This is a genomic window from Providencia sp. PROV076 (assembly GCF_028483405.1).
Classification (GTDB): domain Bacteria; phylum Pseudomonadota; class Gammaproteobacteria; order Enterobacterales; family Enterobacteriaceae; genus Providencia; species Providencia huaxiensis.
The window spans coordinates 239,203-255,636 of sequence record NZ_JAMPRR010000016.1 but is presented as its reverse complement, the minus strand read 5'-3'; the positions used below and the strand labels follow the sequence as shown (position 1 = coordinate 255,636).

The following is a 16,434-nucleotide window of genomic DNA, read 5'->3' as shown; positions in this document are numbered from 1 at the left end:
AAATCCTTTAAGTCAATAATATATATTCGATTGGTCGTACTTCGGCAATAAAAGCACTACGTTCCTTCGTTGTGCTTTAGTTACCTTATTTTACAGTATTTCAGGGAGTAGGGCGTTATCCTGTAAAATACCAATAAGCAATTCTTGCATTTGCTCTGCCATCAGCTGCATATCATCGAAGCCTTGCAGGCTAGCGAGCTCGGTAGTGGCCTCATTAAAGCAACGCATTAAGCATTGAAGAGACAATGCTGCGCTATGTGCGGTTCCACAATTAAAGATAATTTCTAGCGCTTTGATATATTTCTTAGGCATCCATTCATGGTAGTTACGTCCTTTATACCAAACATCATCATTTTGCATAGCGACTAGACGTTCTATCATGGTCAAAAAATACTGTTTCATATCAGCACTTCTTGACCATGCGACCCATAATTCATCTCGAGTTAAAGCTACCGTGACCTGATGAGCTTCATGCCAAAAGTCAGAGACAACTTCAGTAAATTGCTCCGCAGTGAATTGAGGTGGTGTGAGTACTTGTTGATTAATACTTTCAGGTAAGCCTTCGGTGATCCCGGTTTTATCGAGTAATACTGCAAAGCCGCGAGAAAAAGTGGCATCTAAACCTTCCTGCTTCATCTTAGATAATCGCTCAGGTTCGGCAAAGGTGAAATCCACTTTACGACCCTCTTTAAAAATGACCAAACAGGTTGGCCAATCAGGCGCATCTTCTTCAAGATTTAGCAAATGAAGAGCAACTAAAGGTTCACCAAACTGATTAATCCAAGACTTCTGCTTAAATATTTCAGTTGTGCCATGGCCAATCAACTCAATATCAATATCTGAATAGCTATCAATGTCTTGCTCCCGAGCACGAGATCCCGTCAATATGACTGCTTCAATTCTTGGATCGAGTAATGAAATAGAGATAATTTTATTTATTAAAGATGCAGGTGATTCCATAACTTGCCTATTAAGTATAACAATGGCTGCTACGATACCGATAAAGGCATATAAAAGCGAAGGTTCAAACGTAAAAAGTGTAAAAAAGCCAAAATATGAGCTCAAAAGGTCATTCGATAGGTAAAAAGAAAGGAGACTTATTAAGCTAAGTGGGGTATCTTGTTTAGTATATAAAACAAAATGTGCGTAAACTTGCGGTTTTAAACTTATACAAGGTGATAAAATCGCTTTTTGCTAAACAGAGGCAACCAATGAGCGTGTTTATCGATTTTGACCAGTCAGTTTACCCATTCCCAGCAAAACCAGCACGATTAAGCTCGGATGAAAAAGCCTTTTATCGGCAGAAGATTAAGTCGCTTTTGGTGGATAAAAATGCGGTAATCGTTGCACATTACTATACCGACCCTGAAATTCAAGCATTGGCTGAAGAAACGGGAGGTTGCGTTGCAGACTCATTGGAAATGGCGCGTTTTGGTGCTAAGCATTCGGCTTCAACTTTGGTTGTTGCTGGCGTGAAATTTATGGGGGAAACTGCAAAGATCCTCAGCCCAGAAAAGCAAGTTTTAATGCCAACATTAGAAGCCCAATGTTCTCTGGATATAGGCTGCCCTGAAGAGGCGTTTATCCGTTTTTGTGATGAGCACCCTGATAGGACTGTTGTGGTATATGCGAATACATCAGCAGCAGTAAAAGCGCGGGCTGATTGGGTGGTGACATCCAGTATTGCTGTCGAGTTAATCGAGCACCTTGACAGCTTGGGTGAGAAAATTATTTGGGCTCCTGACCGCCATCTCGGACGCTATGTTCAACAGCAAACAGGCGCTGATATTCTTTGTTGGGAAGGGGCTTGTATTGTTCATGATGAATTTAAAACCCAATCATTAGAAAAAATGAAAGCGTTGTACCCCGAGGCAGCGGTATTGGTTCACCCCGAGTCACCACAAGCGATTGTCGACCTTGCAGATGCGGTGGGTTCTACAAGCCAGTTAATTAAAGCGGCACAAAATTTACCTAACCCATCGATGATAGTGGCGACGGATAAAGGTATTTTTTACAAAATGCAGCAAGCTTGCCCGGATAAGACGCTTTACATTGCTCCTACAGCGGGTGAGGGCGCTACATGCCGCACTTGTGCACATTGCCCTTGGATGGCAATGAATGGCTTAAAAGCGATTGCTGATGCTTTAGAAGGGAGTACCCAAGGCCATCAAATTCAAGTTAGTGAAATATTACGAGAAAAAGCATTACGACCATTAAATAAGATGCTAGATTTTGCAGAGAGTCTAAAATAATAAAATACAATTTGAATGAAGTACTGAGCAATACAACATTAACGATCACTTATAAAGGATTTTGGGATGGATTTCTTTAGTACAGCCAATACGTTAGTGCAGATCCCACTCTGGGGTTCAGTTTATGATTTATCTTACATTGAAGCCGTGGGGACGATTGCCGGCTTACTTTGCATTTTGCTTGCTAGCCTAGAAAAAACGATTAATTACCTGTTTGGGTTAATTAATGTTTCTCTATTCGCGGTTATTTTCTTTCAAATTCAGCTATATGCAAATTTATTGCTACAGATATTTTTCTTTGTTGCTAATATCTATGGCTGGTACGCATGGAGCCGAGTGACTAGTTCACAGCAAGCAGAACTAAAAATTCGTTGGTTGAGCTTACCAAAAGCCGCTATCACACTCGTTATTTCAATCATCGCTATTATTTATCTGACATTTAATATTGATGCGGTATTTGGTGTGCTTGCGAGATGGGCTGTCGAGTTATTAAACCTATTTGGTGCCAACCTTGCGATGCCTACGATAGAGCCTGACGCATTCCCATTCTGGGATTCAGCAATGACCATTCTTTCTGTTGTCGCAATGATTTTAATGACGCGTAAGTATGTTGAAAACTGGTTATTGTGGGTCATTATTAACGTCATCAGTATTGTGATTTTCTTTATTCAAGGCGTTTATGCCATGTCATTAGAATACTTAATTTTATTAGGTATCGCCCTAAATGGCTCTAGACTTTGGATAAAATCAGCAAAAGAAAACGGCTCTTTGCCTATTTCCCGCACTTAGAGAGAAAAAATCGACTAAAACAGCGAAAGTGACATTATCGTCATTTAGCTGTTTTAGCTATTATTTGCTCTGTAAAATGCTATTTTCGCTGACTTATTGTGCTAAATTTCAACATTTCACCTCATTTTATAATTGGCGGCTAATAAAGTCCTAGTTTTATCGTGCGCTTGCCTGTTTACAGATGTCTGTTGAACGGTTAGATTAAAATTTCGATGCTAATTCTCTTTTATCCTTTGGGTACAGCGAGGAAATTCAGCTGTCTACTCTGCGCTTTGTTCGAGCGAAACTAACGTGGATAAATTTGGCATGTAAATCAACTACAGTAAAAAATAATAAACATTGGATATACGGGTATGAATTATCAGAACGATGACGTCAGAATAAAACAAATTAAAGAATTATTACCACCAATTGCTCTGCTCGAAAAATTTCCAGCAACCGACAAAGCTGCGTTTACCGTTCATGAAGCACGCCTGGCAATCCACAATATTTTAGCCGGTAAAGATGACCGTTTAGTGGTCGTCATTGGCCCTTGCTCAATTCATGATACTAAAGCGGCTTTAGAGTACGCTGAGCGCTTGGGTAAATTACGTGAGGAATTAAAAGGCTCATTGGAAATCGTGATGCGTGTGTATTTTGAAAAGCCGCGCACAACAGTAGGCTGGAAAGGGCTAATTAATGACCCTAAAATGGATTGTAGCTTTGATATTAATGAAGGTTTACGTATTGCACGTGAATTGCTGTTAACAATCAATAACCAAGGCTTACCGACTGCGGGTGAATTCTTAGATGTCATCAGCCCACAGTATGTGGCAGACTTGATGAGTTGGGGGGCAATCGGTGCTCGTACGACTGAATCACAAATTCACCGTGAGTTAGCGTCAGGCTTATCTTGCCCTGTCGGCTTTAAAAATGGTACTGATGGTACGATTAAAATTGCAATTGATGCAATTAATTCAGCACGTTCAGCTCATTGTTTCTTATCGGTAACTAAGTGGGGACATTCTGCTATTGTGAACACTAGCGGAAACCCAGATTGCCATATTATTTTACGTGGTGGTAAAGAGCCGAATTACAGTGCTAAGCATGTGCAAGAAGTACGTGAAGGGCTAGAGAAAGCAGGGCTTGTGCCGAGTATCATGATTGATTTTAGTCATGCGAATAGCTGTAAAAAATTCGAAAAACAGATGGAAGTGGCAACAGATGTTAGCGAGCAAATCAGCCAAGGTGACCGCTCAATTACAGGAATTATGATTGAAAGTAATCTTGTGGAAGGTAACCAAAATCTCGAATCTGATGAGCCACTAGTTTACGGTAAAAGTGTGACAGATGCGTGTATCGGTTGGAGTGATACTGAAAAAGTGTTACGTCAATTATCGGATGCAGTGATTGCCCGCCGCAATCGATAAAACTTAGTTATAAAAAGCCAGTGATAGCGATGAAAGAACATCGTTAACTGGCTTTTTTATGGTATTTTATTTTTGAATTCTATTTAATAATTCTTCCAGCTTAGCTTGCTCTTCCGGTGTTGCATTCGCTGGCGTTGCCGTTAATTGCAGTACTTCATTATCGACTTGAACATCAAAGTGTACTTTGCCTTTCTCGCCTTTAACATATTTCACCTCTTTTAATGGAATACGATAGCAGTAGGCGAAAATATTTGGGCGAATATAGAAATATGAATCTTTAATCGCTAAATAGATACTGTCACTCGCTTTTTTGCCAAAGTAACCAAGGAAAATTGTGAAAACAAATAGAAACATCCCCAAGCTTTGGCTCAATATAATAAAAGTGACACTAATTAAACCAAGTGCAACGACTAAAATACGGTTATTGCGTTTGTTGAACTCAACGCGCTGGTCAAATTGAACATTTAATGAGGTATCAAATTGGTTTAGTTGATGGTAACGCCAACGGATCGCAGAGAAAATCATTCCCATGGTAAACACAATGGTGATTGGCATTAATGCGAGGCTACTTAATACCGCAAGAACAATGGATAACCGAGGTTTATAAGTCATCACCATCATACTAATAATTTGTACTGGAAAGCTGACACAAGCAATGATCATTAAGGTTTTCATCAGTTCGGCATTAGCTGCACCATTTGAACCATCAACGACTAATTCACCGCCTTGGATCATATACAGCAGAGAACCTAAAATACTGGCGCTAAGTACAAGACCAACCCAAACATACATATTAAATTTGTTCATTTTATTGTTTTATCAACCTTTCAATCTGTTTTCCCTATGATAGTCGGTTATTGTGATTTCTTACACCTTGAGTTAATGAATTTTGCGGAAAAGAAAGATAATTATGACAAAAAAAGGGCTAAGCTTTCGCTTAACCCTCTATCGATAGCAATCGTAAATGCTTACTTCGCTTTACCTTGGTTTGCTACTGCAGCTTGTTTAGCTGCGATTTCATCTTGGTTACCTAAATAGTAACGTTTGATTGGCTTCATGTTTTCATCGAATTCATAAACCATTGGGACCGCAGTTGGGATATTCAGGTTCAGAATTTCATCTTCACCCATGTTATCCAAGTATTTAACTAAGGCACGTAAAGAGTTACCGTGAGCCGCAATGATGACTTTTTCACCGCTAGCAACGCGAGGCTTAATCACTTCTTCCCAATAAGGGACAACACGCTCGATAGTGGTTGCTAAGCTTTCAGTGACAGGCAGTTCTTTTTCTGACAGTTTCGCATAGCGAGGGTCATGGCCAGGGAAACGCTCATCATCTTTAGTCAGATCTGGAGGAGTGATGGCAAAACCACGACGCCATAATTTAACTTGTTCGTCACCGTATTTTGCAGCGGTTTCTGATTTGTCCAAACCTTGCAGTGCACCGTAATGGCGTTCGTTCAGTTTCCAGCTTTTTTCAACAGGTAACCATTGCTGTTCAACTTGATCAAGGATATTCCATAAAGTATGGATAGCGCGTTTCAGAACGGAAGTGTAAGCAAAATCAAAAACAAAACCTTCGTCTTTTAGCAGTTGGCCTGCAATTTTTGCTTCTTCGCGGCCTTTATCAGACAGTTCTACGTCAGTCCAACCTGTGAAGCGGTTCTCTTTGTTCCACTCACTTTCACCGTGTCTTACTAAAACCAGTTTAGTTACAGCCATAGCTAAAACTCCTATCAGTACACTCAAATTAAAAATGAATTATTGCTGACCTACATTATAGGGATAGTCAACTCGAACGCCAGTAGCAACTTACGTTTTATCTAAACCAAATCAAAAAAGTCACGATCAAAGAAATTTTCATGTGAAACTTAGTTTAAAATTCGTTGCCTTGCCTTTTTATTGACTCACCACCATTTTTACAGGATAAGTAAAAAATAACAGATGTCCCAAATTTAACCCGAAGTGAATCGATACAGCAAGCCATAATTTACCACTCCACATCCAAGCTAGGCCATAAATCAAACCCGCTAACGTAGCAAAGAGAATTAACAGTGGTCCACCAGCAAAATGTACAGCACCAAATAACAGCGAAGCAATCACTAATGCGAGGTATGGGGATTTTAACCAAAGGGTTAAACGTTGCTGTAAATATCCTCGAAATAGCGCTTCTTCCGCTAAGGAAACAAAAAATAGATTACAGAGCACAAAGGCCGGTAGCCAACTAGGGAAATGTGATTCAAAGGCTAATCCACCGGCGGCAGTAGCGATTAACAATAAAAGTGGGACAGAAATAACCAGCAGTGCCCATTGAACTTTAGTTGCATGTTTGGCTGGCCGGCAGACAAATAACGTTGGTAAGCAGGCAAATAAAATAAAAGGGACGAGTGCCTTATCAAAATTAAAATACATTGTGAAAGGGGCGCTATGCGCGCCTACGGAAACTTTATCGAGATATTTTAGGTTATTAAACCCGGGAAATAAGTGAATAAAGAGGCCAACTGCACAAACGAGTAAGGTAGTTTCACTGATAATTTTTATGGATAAATAGTGTTGGATACGCAAACGAATAATGACAATTATTGTAATACCAACCAATAGCAGAACTGCTTGCCAATCAATAACCTGTGTAAGTGCTGCGGTAATAATTGTGCAAGCGAGTAAAAAAAGTGCAATTAAACGATGTGTTGCAAGCGCTGTAAGTGAAGAGGCTAACATTAACCAAGCCATAAAGAATATCCATTAAGATGTCTAAATTATTAGAAGGGGCGCAGTGTAATGGTTTTGTGTGAATTTTCTAATTTAAAATAATCAACAAAATAATAAGTTAAGTAAAATCAATAGATTGTGTTCGTGTGATTTCGTCACTATTTATTAAACAGTAGATTAAATTTGCCAATAGTTTTATCGCATCTATTGGCAAATAAGTTAAAAATTAAAGCTCTTCAATATCGTAACGGTATTTACCCTTGTCAGGGACAAAAGTGAGCCGATGTGTAATACAAGCAGGGGCGTCTTCTTGATGATGGCTGACGAACAGGAGCTGTGTGTTACCTTGGCTTAGCATGACATCAATAAACCGCAGAACTAACAACCTATTAAGACCATCTAGACCTTGCAATGGCTCATCTAAGATCAGCATAGCAGGGTGTTTAACTAGCGCGCGAGCAATTAAAACTAAGCGTTGTTGCCCCCATGAAAGACTATGGAAAGGTTGTTGAGCTATTTGCGTTGAAAAACCTAACAAAGCTAACCATTCATACGCTAATTGTATTTGGCGGTCGGAAGGGGTTTGGTACAAGCCAATAGAATCATGAAAACCGGAAATGATGACATTGAGTACACTGGTGGCGACACGGTATTCTTGGTGAATGCTATTGCTGACGTAACCAATATGGCGCTTGATATCCCATATGGTTTCTCCTGTTCCACGACGGTGACCAAATAACGTTAGGTCATTACTGTATCCCTGAGGGTGATCCCCTGTGATCAGGCTCAGTAACGTTGATTTTCCAGCCCCATTTTCACCGATAATTTGCCAGTGTTCGTTTGGGTTTACCTGCCAATTTAACCCGTGCAATATCGGTTCGTCATTGTAGCTAACGATACCATTTCTCAAAATAATACGGGGTGTCGTGTCATCCAGTTTTTCGTCTGTGGTGGGGTCCTCTGTTTCAGGGATGGAAAGCTGCTTAATTTTCTCGCTGTGTTGTAATTGCGTTATTAGCGTGTTAGCGAGTACTGACTCTCTATCTCCTGCCATCGTTAACTTGCAGTCAGCGACGACACCGATGTTTTCAATAAAGTCTGGGAGCTCATCGAAGCGGTTTAGCACTAATACTAAAGTTAAGCCTTTTTCAGACAAACTTGATAGCAGCTCGCTAAGATGACTTCTGGAATAGACATCTAGGCCATCAAATGGCTCATCAAGGATTAGCAGGTCGGGGTTACCCATTAATGTTTGGCATAACAGTACCTTGCGAGTTTCTCCTGTGGAAAGGTACTTAAACCGACGAGACAGCAGGTCACTGATACCGAAGCGAGCGGCAAGCTCAAGGCAATATTCATTGTCTTTATGGTTAAATTGGATGATTTCAGCGGCTGTATACCCTGTGTCATCTTCATCATCACTGAGCATATCTGTGTTATTGCGCTGCCATTCTTCATTGATAATTTTTTGTAATTGTTCAAATGATAGACGAACTGGAGAGGTGAATGTATTTTTTACAACGCCAGAAAGTGGGGGAAGTTCATTAGAAAGTACCCGAGCAAGTGAAGATTTACCGCTACCATTGGCACCAATAAAAGCCCAATTATCCCCTTTTTCGATATTAAGTTGTTGAATGTCTAAAGTTTGTATTTCGCTGAGCTTAAAGTTGCCATGTTGTATTGTTATTGTGCCCATCAAGCTTCCTTATCATGATTATTTACCTTGTCATCTATCACAAATAATCAGGATTGAAGATAAAGTCAACAGCTGAACAGCATGGTAAGAGAAAAAAGGTGAATGCTTACTCACTTATGATAGCAAGTAAGCTTAGTTAGCACACTAACAGAGGGTGGCGATAATCACTTGGTCCGCATTGAATAATGCGGTAACGCTATTATTCACTTTCAATGATTGACTATCAATTTCACTGTTTGGCATGGTTGAACATAACGTTTCACCGCCTGTAAGTGTCACAATGACTTCACTGTTCTCATTACCTCGCTCTAACGTGGTAATTTTCCCTTCAAGATGGTTATCAAAGCCAGTTGGGGCGGGTTGTTTAGTAATTTTTACCCAAGGCGCTTTAATCAATGCGAGTACTTCTTTACCTTCAGTTAACCCTAAACGGTTAGCACTTTGCTCTGTTAGTGCGGCATTAATCACAGTACTGTTATCTGATAAGCGAATTTGCACATGTTGCTGAACTTGCATGTGGTCACGGGAAATTAAAGTACCAAAAAATTGGTTACGAGCACTGGTTTGCAATGAAAACCGTGAAATAGCTGCTAATAAGCTGTCTAAAGGGAGATTGTCTTCTTTTAGAACATCAAAGGCTTTTTGTTGGATTTGTGCTAATAAATCATACAGTTGAAGTAATCTTTCACCGTAGTGTGTGAGTGTTGTACCGCCACCGCCTTTACCCCCTGTTGCTCTATCAACAAGGATATCATCAGTGAGTTGATTCATTTCATTGATGGCATCCCAAGCACTTTTATAGCTGATCCCAGCAAGTTTAGCCCCTTGGCTGATAGAGCCTGTCGCTTTAATTTGTTTGAGTAGCGCGATACGGCGAGGATCAGCAAATAAACTGCCCTGTAGTTTCAGTGTGAGTAAAATTTCGGCCTGCATAAATTCCTCCCTTCCGGTGTGGCTGGTGATGACAGACGTAAAAAGCACGTTTAGTATGTCGTTAGTATAATATTTTGTCTAAAATAGTCTCCATTATAACGTAATTGTGCGTTATTATTTTGATTTGATTTATACTCAATGTATTGAGAGTCAAGTTTTCCCTCGTCAGCGTATCTTGTAGGCTGGTGGGTACAGTATCACTGAAGAGGTTTTTTCCTATGTTAGAACTAATTAAAAGTCTGGGTTTTGCCCTGATGATGGTTCCAGTTGTTATGTTTTTGATCATGGGTTTGATCTATGGTTTGGGCGCGTTCTTTAACTTACTGTCTAAAGCACACGTACCTCATCATCATAATACTGAGAATAAGTAACGCTTAGCGAATACTATTCGAATTAATTATAGACCCTTTGATGGTAAATGCTGTCAGGGGGTTTTTCTTTTTGGTTTTAGGCTATCTAGGTAGCTAGAATATAATTGCCTGCGCTTTTGAATATTAAATTGTTGTTGTTCTTCACTGGTTTTCTCTGAAAAAGAGGATTGGAACTGCATTAGGGCTTCAATGGGGTCCGTTGGTGTCTGTTCTGTAAGTTCTTTGATTGCTTGATGAACAAAAAGCCCACATCCATTAGGGACATATTGTTGAATATTCTTTTCAATATAATGAATTTTTTTTGCTCCAGCTAATTCAGCTGCTTGCGCAATTTTCTGTTTAGCTTCCGAGTCGAGCTCGTAAAAAGAATTAAAAACCATCCCCTGTATCTCATTTTTTACCTCATCTTGGTAAAGCACAAATAAGACCCAATGGTTATTATTAATATTGACAGGAAATAGTTCCAGTTGGCTAAGAGGTTGTTGGCTTATAATTTTCTGAGAAACTATGTCATATAGTAGGTTCTCATTATTTTGCATGAGGCCAATAGGGCTATTAACCGTTAACATTGTCGAGGATCCCGTTTCTCTCTTATCGGTAGAGCCAATTTCATCGCTTGTTATCATCCGGTTATTACCCCAGAGATCTGATTCATGACCTAACACTGGTGGTAGGTTTTGCGCAAATAAATGGGTTAATTCGATTTTATCGTCGAGTTTTTCTAGGGTTGAGCCAATGATATACAACAGTTTAGAAGGGTGTTTAAAAGCCTCTCTATGGTGTTTGGATTGATACAGAACCTGACTGGTTTTTTGTATTTCTTTATCGATTCCTTTTACCGCGGAACGTTTTCCACTAAATAAATCAAATAGGATGTTTTCTGCATTTTTTCCTGCAGAGTCTTGCCTAAGAGCAATATTATGCAATAAATCAATACTCTCTAAGTTTCCATCACTCGCCGATTTTGCTAAAGAATCTAAGGTTTCAGGTGCTATTTCTTTATCAAATAACCCATTAAATTGTTAACTCAGCCATAAGGTGAGTCGTTAGTTTTGTCGAAAACGTCCCCATATAATTACCTTTGCTATGTCGTTTGTAAAAGTAGAATGAAATACTGAAATATGCACAATTTGTGCCGATAAAATTACAAAGGAAATAAATTGTTCTCTACATAAAAACGATTTTACGGTTGGGGGATTTTTCATCGCTCGTGGAGTTTTAGGGAAAACATGCAACAAAATTGCATCATTTCTTGAGCCAGCACACTTTTATACGTAGTTTGACTTTAAGTTATCGCTGTGTCCTGTTATATATAGCGTGTTGATTAATACTATGGTGAATTAAAATGAAAAAAGGTTTGGTATCACTTCTTGCTGGCGCAACATTGACATTAACTCTGGCTAGCAATAGCTTTGCAGCTGATAAAATTACGGTTTTTGCAGCGGCTTCTTTGACGAATGCATTGAATGAAATTTCAGAGCAGTATAAAAAAGACACGAAAGTTGAAGTTGTTGCTTCTTATGCGTCTTCTTCAACTTTGGCTCGTCAAATTGAGCAAGGCGCACCCGCTAACTTGTTCATTTCTGCTGATCAACAATGGATGGATTACGCCATCGATAAAAAGTTGATGGTGGAAGATACGCGCTATACATTATTAGGTAATGAATTGGTGTTAATCGCACCGAAAGATGCAAAAATCGATAAAGTTGAAATTAATAAACAAACTGATTGGAAAAAACTGTTAGACGGTGGCCGTTTAGCCGTTGGTGACCCTGATCATGTTCCTGTTGGTATCTATGCGAAAGAGGCATTAAGCAACTTAGGTGCATGGGAAACGGTTGACCCGCTGTTAGCACGTACGAATAACGTGCGTAGCGGTATGGCATTAGTTGAACGCCAAGAAGCCCCTTTAGGGATTGTTTATGGTTCTGATGCTGTCGCTAGCCAAAAAGTGAAAGTCGTTGGTGTTTTCCCAGCAGATACCCATAAACCTGTTGAATACCCAATGGCGATTGTTAAAGATCAAGATAACCAAGCAACGCGTGATTATTATGAATACTTAAAAACCCCAGCGGCTTCAGAAGTATTCAAACGTTACGGTTTTGAACCTCGTACTCAATAAACGTTAAGAGAGCATTTTTTTGCAGATGTTAAGTCCTTATGAATGGGAAGCGATTTACCTAAGCCTAAAAGTATCCAGTGTGGCTGTCATTTTCAGTTTACCGTTAGGTATTTTAGTGGCATGGGTGCTAGTTCGCTGTAATTTTCCTGGAAAAACACTGCTCGATAGTATTATCCATCTACCACTGGTGCTGCCGCCAGTGGTAGTGGGTTATTTACTGTTGATCAGTATGGGAAAACGCGGTTTTATTGGTGAATGGTTATATAACTGGTTTGGTTTTAGTTTTACCTTTAGTTGGCGAGGGGCTGCGCTTGCGTCTGCCGTGGTCGCATTTCCACTGATGGTGCGTGCAATTCGTTTAGCGCTTGAGGCGGTTGACCAAAAATTGGAATTAGCCGCGAGGACATTAGGTGCAACACCGTTGCGTGTTTTTTTCACGATAACCATTCCGCTTTCTCTTCCCGGCATTATTGTCGGAACAGTATTAGCATTTGCACGTTCGCTTGGTGAATTTGGTGCCACAATTACATTTGTTTCGAATATACCCGGTGAAACACAAACCATCCCATTAGCGATGTACACCTTAATTGAAACGCCGGGAGCGGAGGTAGACGCTGCGCGTTTATGTGTCATTGCGATTATTTTAGCCTTGATTTCATTATTGATCTCAGAGTGGCTCACCCGTTGGGGTAAAAAGCGTTTGGGGGTGGCTTAGCATGTTAGAACTCGATTTTTCTCAAAAACTAGGGGACTTACAGCTTGAAGTCACAACACAACTGCCAACGGAAAGCATTACTGCGGTTTTTGGGCTTTCAGGTGCAGGTAAAACCTCGCTTATCAATGTGATAGGTGGGTTAACGAAACCCAATACAGGGCGAGTTGTGCTAAATGGCCGTACATTGGTGGATATGGAAAAAGGTATTTGCTTACCACCGGAACAACGCCATATCGGTTATGTGTTTCAAGATGCACGGTTATTTCCTCATTATCGGGTGAAAAGCAATTTGCGTTATGGCATGTCACCTATAATGAAAGACCGCTTTGATGATATTGTCGGCTTGCTTGGTATAGAAAAACTGCTAAATCGTTATCCAATTACACTATCTGGCGGTGAAAAACAGCGTGTAGCTATTGGTAGAGCCTTGCTCACAGCACCTGAAATTCTACTGATGGATGAGCCGCTAGCCTCTTTGGATTTGCCCAGAAAGCGCGAACTCTTACCGTATTTAGAAAAACTGTCCCAAGACGTTAAAATTCCAATTTTATATGTCAGCCATAGTTTGGATGAAATTTTACGCCTTGCGGATAAAGTCATTGTGATGGCGCAAGGAAAAGTAAAAGCGTTTGGCCCTTTGGAAGACGTTTGGGCAAGTAGTGCTTTGCGCCCTTGGCTACAGCAAGAAACGTTAAGCAGTGTGGTGAGTGCAACGGTGCATAGCCAACACCCTGATTATGAAATGACAGCGGTGATTGTAGGTAGCCAAAAACTGTGGATCCCACGCGTTGAGGCACAGCAGGGGGCTGATGTACGGATACGTATTGACGCCGCTGATGTTTCTTTGGTACTCGAAAAGCCACAAGTGAGTAGTATTCGCAATATTTTAGCCGCAGAAGTCGTTGAATGGATTGAAGATGGCGAACAAGTGGATGTGAAGCTAGATTTAGGCGAAGAACATTATTTATGGGCGCGGATCACTCGCTGGGCAAGGGATGAGCTTTCTATTCGTAAGGGTCGCAAGGTGTATGCGCAAGTGAAGGCGGTATCATTATCACGTCATCTATAATTACTCGTCGTCCTTGTCGCTGTGGCGTTGTTGGCTACATTCAGCTACCCAAGTCACATACTTCTGTATGCTCCTTGGGATAGCTTCATTTGCCGCCTAGCCACAACACCAATGACTTAGAGTAAAGGGTATCGTTCTTGGCGCTGTGGCAATAGAAAATAAGAAAAGGAAAGCGGGGCTTTCCTTTGAACTGATAATTCACGAGAAGATTACAGAACGTATTTACGGATAACTTCGGCAATACCTGGCTCTGTGTTAATGCGAGTGACTAACTTAGCCTGCTGTTTGATTTCATCAACGGCATTGCCCATGGCAACGCCTAAACCTGCGGTGGTCAGCATACTTAAGTCATTGAAGTTATCGCCGAAAGCCACAACATCATTCATCGTCATCCCTTGGGATTCGACCCACTCTTTTAAGCGTTGGCCTTTGCTATTGCCTTTGCGACCGACGTCCACTTGATCCATCCAAGACCATTCACAATCTAAACCAAAGTCATTTTCAATTTCACTAACGATTTGATGAAGTTGCTCCGTATTTGGTGAGCTAACAGCAAATTTCCAAATAGAATCATAGTGATGCATCACATCGGCGTAGTCTTCAACAAATTCAATGGCTGGGCGCTGTGCAACAGGTAAGGATTCGGCCCAATTAAGTGTACGCTGGATGCCCTCTGTTTTTGCGTTGTATAACATAGCGTTATCAACATACATTAAATGCTGAATATCCGTTCCACGCAGCTTGTCTATCATTTGTGTAACGGAATCGAGGGTCATTGGATTGGACTTTAGGACTTTTTTGCCTAAATAATCGTATAGATAAGTTCCGTTGCAACAGATCGCTGGCGTATCAAGGTCTAAGGTTTGGTAAAACGGATGAATAGCGACATGATGACGACCTGTCACAATGATCACTTTAACGCCTTGGCGGCGAGCTTCTTGTAAAGCAGCTAACGATTCTGGCAGGATTTTTTTCTGGTGATCAAGCAGTGTTCCATCAAGATCGAGCGCAATAACGCGGTATGACATAAACGGCTCCACGTGATTTTAGAGTTATCTATACGACGATTCGCAGCATCAGTATAGGATATGAGGATTTATTGAGCACAGCTATAAACTATCATATTTATGTTAGTTAGCTAAGGTTGTTTTATCATCATAGCGGATAATAGTAACGAACTGAACCGTTTTAGTTTTATTCATTCCTTGTCGGTCCGAGCCTGTGCTGGGTTCAATTACTAGCAGCAATTTAAGTAATATAAGGTATAGTGATGTCATCGATACTTTTTGTATTTTTATCATGAATTAAGGAGTCAGGATGAATCAGGTTGTTTATATTGCTAGCCCCGAGAGTCAGCAAATTCACGTGTGGTCAATGAATGAGGTTGGTGAACTTACTCTTTTACAAACGGTAAAAACACCAGGCCAAGTGCAACCTATGGTACTAAGCCATGATAAAAAACACCTTTATATTGGCGTGCGCCCGAATTTTCGCGTCGTAACCTATGAAATTGAAGAGAAAGGGTTACTGCGTTTAAAAGCAGAAACATCCGTTCCGGGAACGCCAGTTCACTTATCATTGGATAACACGGGCAAATATTTATTTGTCCCTTCATACCATCAACACAACCTATCGGTGCTGGCCATCAATGGCGAGGGTGTGCCAAATCAAGTCGTCCAAGTTATTGAAGGCTTGCGTAATCCACACTCTTCTCATGTTGATGTTGATAACCAACAGCTTTGGGTTCCTTGCTTGGGCGAAGACCATATCCGTTTATTCGATTTACATGAAAATGGTTATTTAACCGAAGCAACTGCGGATCAAATTACTACAGCAGCGAAATCAGGCCCTCGTCATCTGGCCTTCCATCCAAGTGAAAAAGTCATTTATTGTGTGAATGAGTTAGACTCAACGGTAGGCGTGTATCATAAATTTACTCGCTATCGTAATATGCAAACTTTGGCAAATTACCCATTAGGTAACGAAAGCCAGCGCTGGGCTGCCGATATCCATATTACGCCAGATGGCCGCCATTTGTATGTCAGTGAGCGCTCAGAAAGCTACCTCAGCCACTATCTGGTTTCTGATGACGGTTGCGAGCTAACATTAGAAGCACGTTACCCAACAGAGATGCACCCAAGGGGCTTTAATATTGATGCGACAGGCCGTTTTTTAATTTCGAGCGGGCAAAAGTCAGACCATATTTCAGTCTCTGAAATTGACCCAATTACGGGGAAATTGACGCAAATAGGAAGGTATATGGTCGGGAAAGGTCCTATGTGGGTCATTTCAGTCATCCTTTGAGCCGTAACTGTGTTGGCTACGTTTACTAACCCTAGTCACATACTGGTGTATGCTCCTAGGGCTTAG

General features: G+C 40.7%; 15 protein-coding genes and 1 pseudogene. 8 read left to right on the top strand and 8 right to left on the bottom strand.

Going from position 1 to position 16,434, the window contains the following annotated elements:
- Positions 1-90 precede the first annotated feature (90 nt).
- Positions 91-960, bottom strand: a complete 870-nt coding sequence (locus tag PSF67_RS11230) for an aminoglycoside 6-adenylyltransferase (protein WP_166266343.1) — start codon at positions 958-960, stop codon at positions 91-93.
- A 251-nt stretch (positions 961-1,211) separates the two neighbouring features.
- Here PSF67_RS11230 and nadA point away from each other — a divergent pair, with 251 nt between their 5' ends.
- From nadA to aroG, 3 genes are all read left to right on the top strand, one after another.
- A complete protein-coding gene (gene nadA / locus PSF67_RS11225) occupies positions 1,212-2,252 on the top strand; it encodes a quinolinate synthase NadA (RefSeq protein WP_102138340.1) in 1,041 nt (346 codons plus the stop codon).
- Positions 2,253-2,318: 66 nt separating this feature from the next.
- Positions 2,319-3,041 carry a nicotinamide riboside transporter PnuC gene (gene pnuC, locus PSF67_RS11220; RefSeq protein ID WP_102138341.1) on the top strand — a complete coding sequence of 241 codons (723 nt, stop codon included), beginning with the start codon at positions 2,319-2,321 and terminating at the stop codon, positions 3,039-3,041.
- 353 nt (positions 3,042-3,394) lie between these two features.
- Positions 3,395-4,450: a 3-deoxy-7-phosphoheptulonate synthase AroG gene (aroG, locus tag PSF67_RS11215; RefSeq protein ID WP_102138342.1), complete on the top strand. Its 1,056-nt coding sequence runs from the start codon at positions 3,395-3,397 to the stop codon at positions 4,448-4,450.
- A gap of 66 nt (positions 4,451-4,516) precedes the next feature.
- Here aroG and PSF67_RS11210 read toward each other — a convergent pair whose 3' ends face one another.
- The 5 genes from PSF67_RS11210 to modE all read right to left on the bottom strand — a co-directional run bounded on the left by PSF67_RS11210 (position 4,517) and on the right by modE (position 9,787).
- Positions 4,517-5,257: a hypothetical protein gene (locus PSF67_RS11210; RefSeq protein WP_102138343.1), complete on the bottom strand. Its 741-nt coding sequence runs from the start codon at positions 5,255-5,257 to the stop codon at positions 4,517-4,519.
- Positions 5,258-5,418: 161 nt separating this feature from the next.
- The gene (gene gpmA / locus PSF67_RS11205) at positions 5,419-6,171 is read right to left on the bottom strand and encodes a 2,3-diphosphoglycerate-dependent phosphoglycerate mutase (protein WP_102138344.1); all 753 of its coding nucleotides are present in this window, start codon (positions 6,169-6,171) and stop codon (positions 5,419-5,421) included.
- Between the two features lie 177 nt (positions 6,172-6,348).
- On the bottom strand, positions 6,349-7,179 hold the full coding sequence (locus PSF67_RS11200; RefSeq protein WP_272529894.1) for a CPBP family intramembrane glutamic endopeptidase: 831 nt from the start codon (positions 7,177-7,179) through the stop codon (positions 6,349-6,351).
- Between the two features lie 205 nt (positions 7,180-7,384).
- Positions 7,385-8,854 carry a molybdate ABC transporter ATP-binding protein ModF gene (gene modF, locus PSF67_RS11195; protein WP_102138346.1) on the bottom strand — a complete coding sequence of 490 codons (1,470 nt, stop codon included), beginning with the start codon at positions 8,852-8,854 and terminating at the stop codon, positions 7,385-7,387.
- 144 nt (positions 8,855-8,998) lie between these two features.
- The gene (gene modE, locus PSF67_RS11190) at positions 8,999-9,787 is read right to left on the bottom strand and encodes a molybdenum-dependent transcriptional regulator (protein WP_166266349.1); all 789 of its coding nucleotides are present in this window, start codon (positions 9,785-9,787) and stop codon (positions 8,999-9,001) included.
- A 218-nt stretch (positions 9,788-10,005) separates the two neighbouring features.
- Between modE and PSF67_RS11185 the strand changes: the two genes are divergently transcribed.
- The gene (locus tag PSF67_RS11185; RefSeq protein ID WP_004256731.1) at positions 10,006-10,158 is read left to right on the top strand and encodes an AcrZ family multidrug efflux pump-associated protein; all 153 of its coding nucleotides are present in this window, start codon (positions 10,006-10,008) and stop codon (positions 10,156-10,158) included.
- Positions 10,159-10,211: 53 nt separating this feature from the next.
- On the opposite strand, the pseudogene PSF67_RS11180 reads toward PSF67_RS11185, so the two are convergent.
- Positions 10,212-11,168: pseudogene (locus PSF67_RS11180) on the bottom strand (ElaD/SseL family deubiquitinase); the annotation flags it as partial.
- Positions 11,169-11,503: 335 nt separating this feature from the next.
- Here PSF67_RS11180 and modA point away from each other — a divergent pair.
- From modA to modC, 3 genes are read left to right on the top strand one after another with little or no spacing between them, the layout of a single operon-like run.
- Positions 11,504-12,280 carry a molybdate ABC transporter substrate-binding protein gene (modA, locus tag PSF67_RS11175; protein WP_166266355.1) on the top strand — a complete coding sequence of 259 codons (777 nt, stop codon included), beginning with the start codon at positions 11,504-11,506 and terminating at the stop codon, positions 12,278-12,280.
- A 25-nt stretch (positions 12,281-12,305) separates the two neighbouring features.
- Positions 12,306-12,995 (top strand): molybdate ABC transporter permease subunit, encoded by a 690-nt coding sequence (gene modB, locus PSF67_RS11170; protein WP_004256724.1) that lies wholly within the window; start codon positions 12,306-12,308, stop codon positions 12,993-12,995.
- A gap of 1 nt (position 12,996) precedes the next feature.
- Positions 12,997-14,064, top strand: a complete 1,068-nt coding sequence (gene modC, locus PSF67_RS11165) for a molybdenum ABC transporter ATP-binding protein ModC (protein ID WP_102138350.1) — start codon at positions 12,997-12,999, stop codon at positions 14,062-14,064.
- A 209-nt stretch (positions 14,065-14,273) separates the two neighbouring features.
- On the opposite strand, the gene PSF67_RS11160 is transcribed toward modC, so the two are convergent.
- Positions 14,274-15,092 (bottom strand): pyridoxal phosphatase, encoded by an 819-nt coding sequence (locus tag PSF67_RS11160; protein ID WP_102138351.1) that lies wholly within the window; start codon positions 15,090-15,092, stop codon positions 14,274-14,276.
- Positions 15,093-15,381: 289 nt separating this feature from the next.
- On the opposite strand from PSF67_RS11160, the gene pgl reads away from it, so the two are divergent.
- Positions 15,382-16,368 (top strand): 6-phosphogluconolactonase, encoded by a 987-nt coding sequence (gene pgl / locus PSF67_RS11155; protein ID WP_272676920.1) that lies wholly within the window; start codon positions 15,382-15,384, stop codon positions 16,366-16,368.
- The last annotated feature ends 66 nt before the right edge of the window (positions 16,369-16,434 follow it).

What these genes read in the sequence shown, in the direction of transcription:
- gpmA (WP_102138344.1), bottom strand. Translation starts at nt 6,171, where the DNA reads ATGGCTGTAACTAAACTGGTTTTAGTAAGACACGGTGAAAGTGAGTGG.
- pgl (WP_272676920.1), top strand. Translation starts at nt 15,382, where the DNA reads ATGAATCAGGTTGTTTATATTGCTAGCCCCGAGAGTCAGCAAATTCAC.
- PSF67_RS11185 (WP_004256731.1), top strand. Translation starts at nt 10,006, where the DNA reads ATGTTAGAACTAATTAAAAGTCTGGGTTTTGCCCTGATGATGGTTCCA.
- modB (WP_004256724.1), top strand. Translation starts at nt 12,306, where the DNA reads ATGTTAAGTCCTTATGAATGGGAAGCGATTTACCTAAGCCTAAAAGTA.
- aroG (WP_102138342.1), top strand. Translation starts at nt 3,395, where the DNA reads ATGAATTATCAGAACGATGACGTCAGAATAAAACAAATTAAAGAATTA.
- modE (WP_166266349.1), bottom strand. Translation starts at nt 9,787, where the DNA reads ATGCAGGCCGAAATTTTACTCACACTGAAACTACAGGGCAGTTTATTT.
- modC (WP_102138350.1), top strand. Translation starts at nt 12,997, where the DNA reads ATGTTAGAACTCGATTTTTCTCAAAAACTAGGGGACTTACAGCTTGAA.
- PSF67_RS11230 (WP_166266343.1), bottom strand. Translation starts at nt 960, where the DNA reads ATGGAATCACCTGCATCTTTAATAAATAAAATTATCTCTATTTCATTA.
- PSF67_RS11160 (WP_102138351.1), bottom strand. Translation starts at nt 15,092, where the DNA reads ATGTCATACCGCGTTATTGCGCTCGATCTTGATGGAACACTGCTTGAT.
- modF (WP_102138346.1), bottom strand. Translation starts at nt 8,854, where the DNA reads ATGGGCACAATAACAATACAACATGGCAACTTTAAGCTCAGCGAAATA.
- nadA (WP_102138340.1), top strand. Translation starts at nt 1,212, where the DNA reads ATGAGCGTGTTTATCGATTTTGACCAGTCAGTTTACCCATTCCCAGCA.
- modA (WP_166266355.1), top strand. Translation starts at nt 11,504, where the DNA reads ATGAAAAAAGGTTTGGTATCACTTCTTGCTGGCGCAACATTGACATTA.
- pnuC (WP_102138341.1), top strand. Translation starts at nt 2,319, where the DNA reads ATGGATTTCTTTAGTACAGCCAATACGTTAGTGCAGATCCCACTCTGG.
- PSF67_RS11210 (WP_102138343.1), bottom strand. Translation starts at nt 5,257, where the DNA reads ATGAACAAATTTAATATGTATGTTTGGGTTGGTCTTGTACTTAGCGCC.
- PSF67_RS11200 (WP_272529894.1), bottom strand. Translation starts at nt 7,179, where the DNA reads ATGGCTTGGTTAATGTTAGCCTCTTCACTTACAGCGCTTGCAACACAT.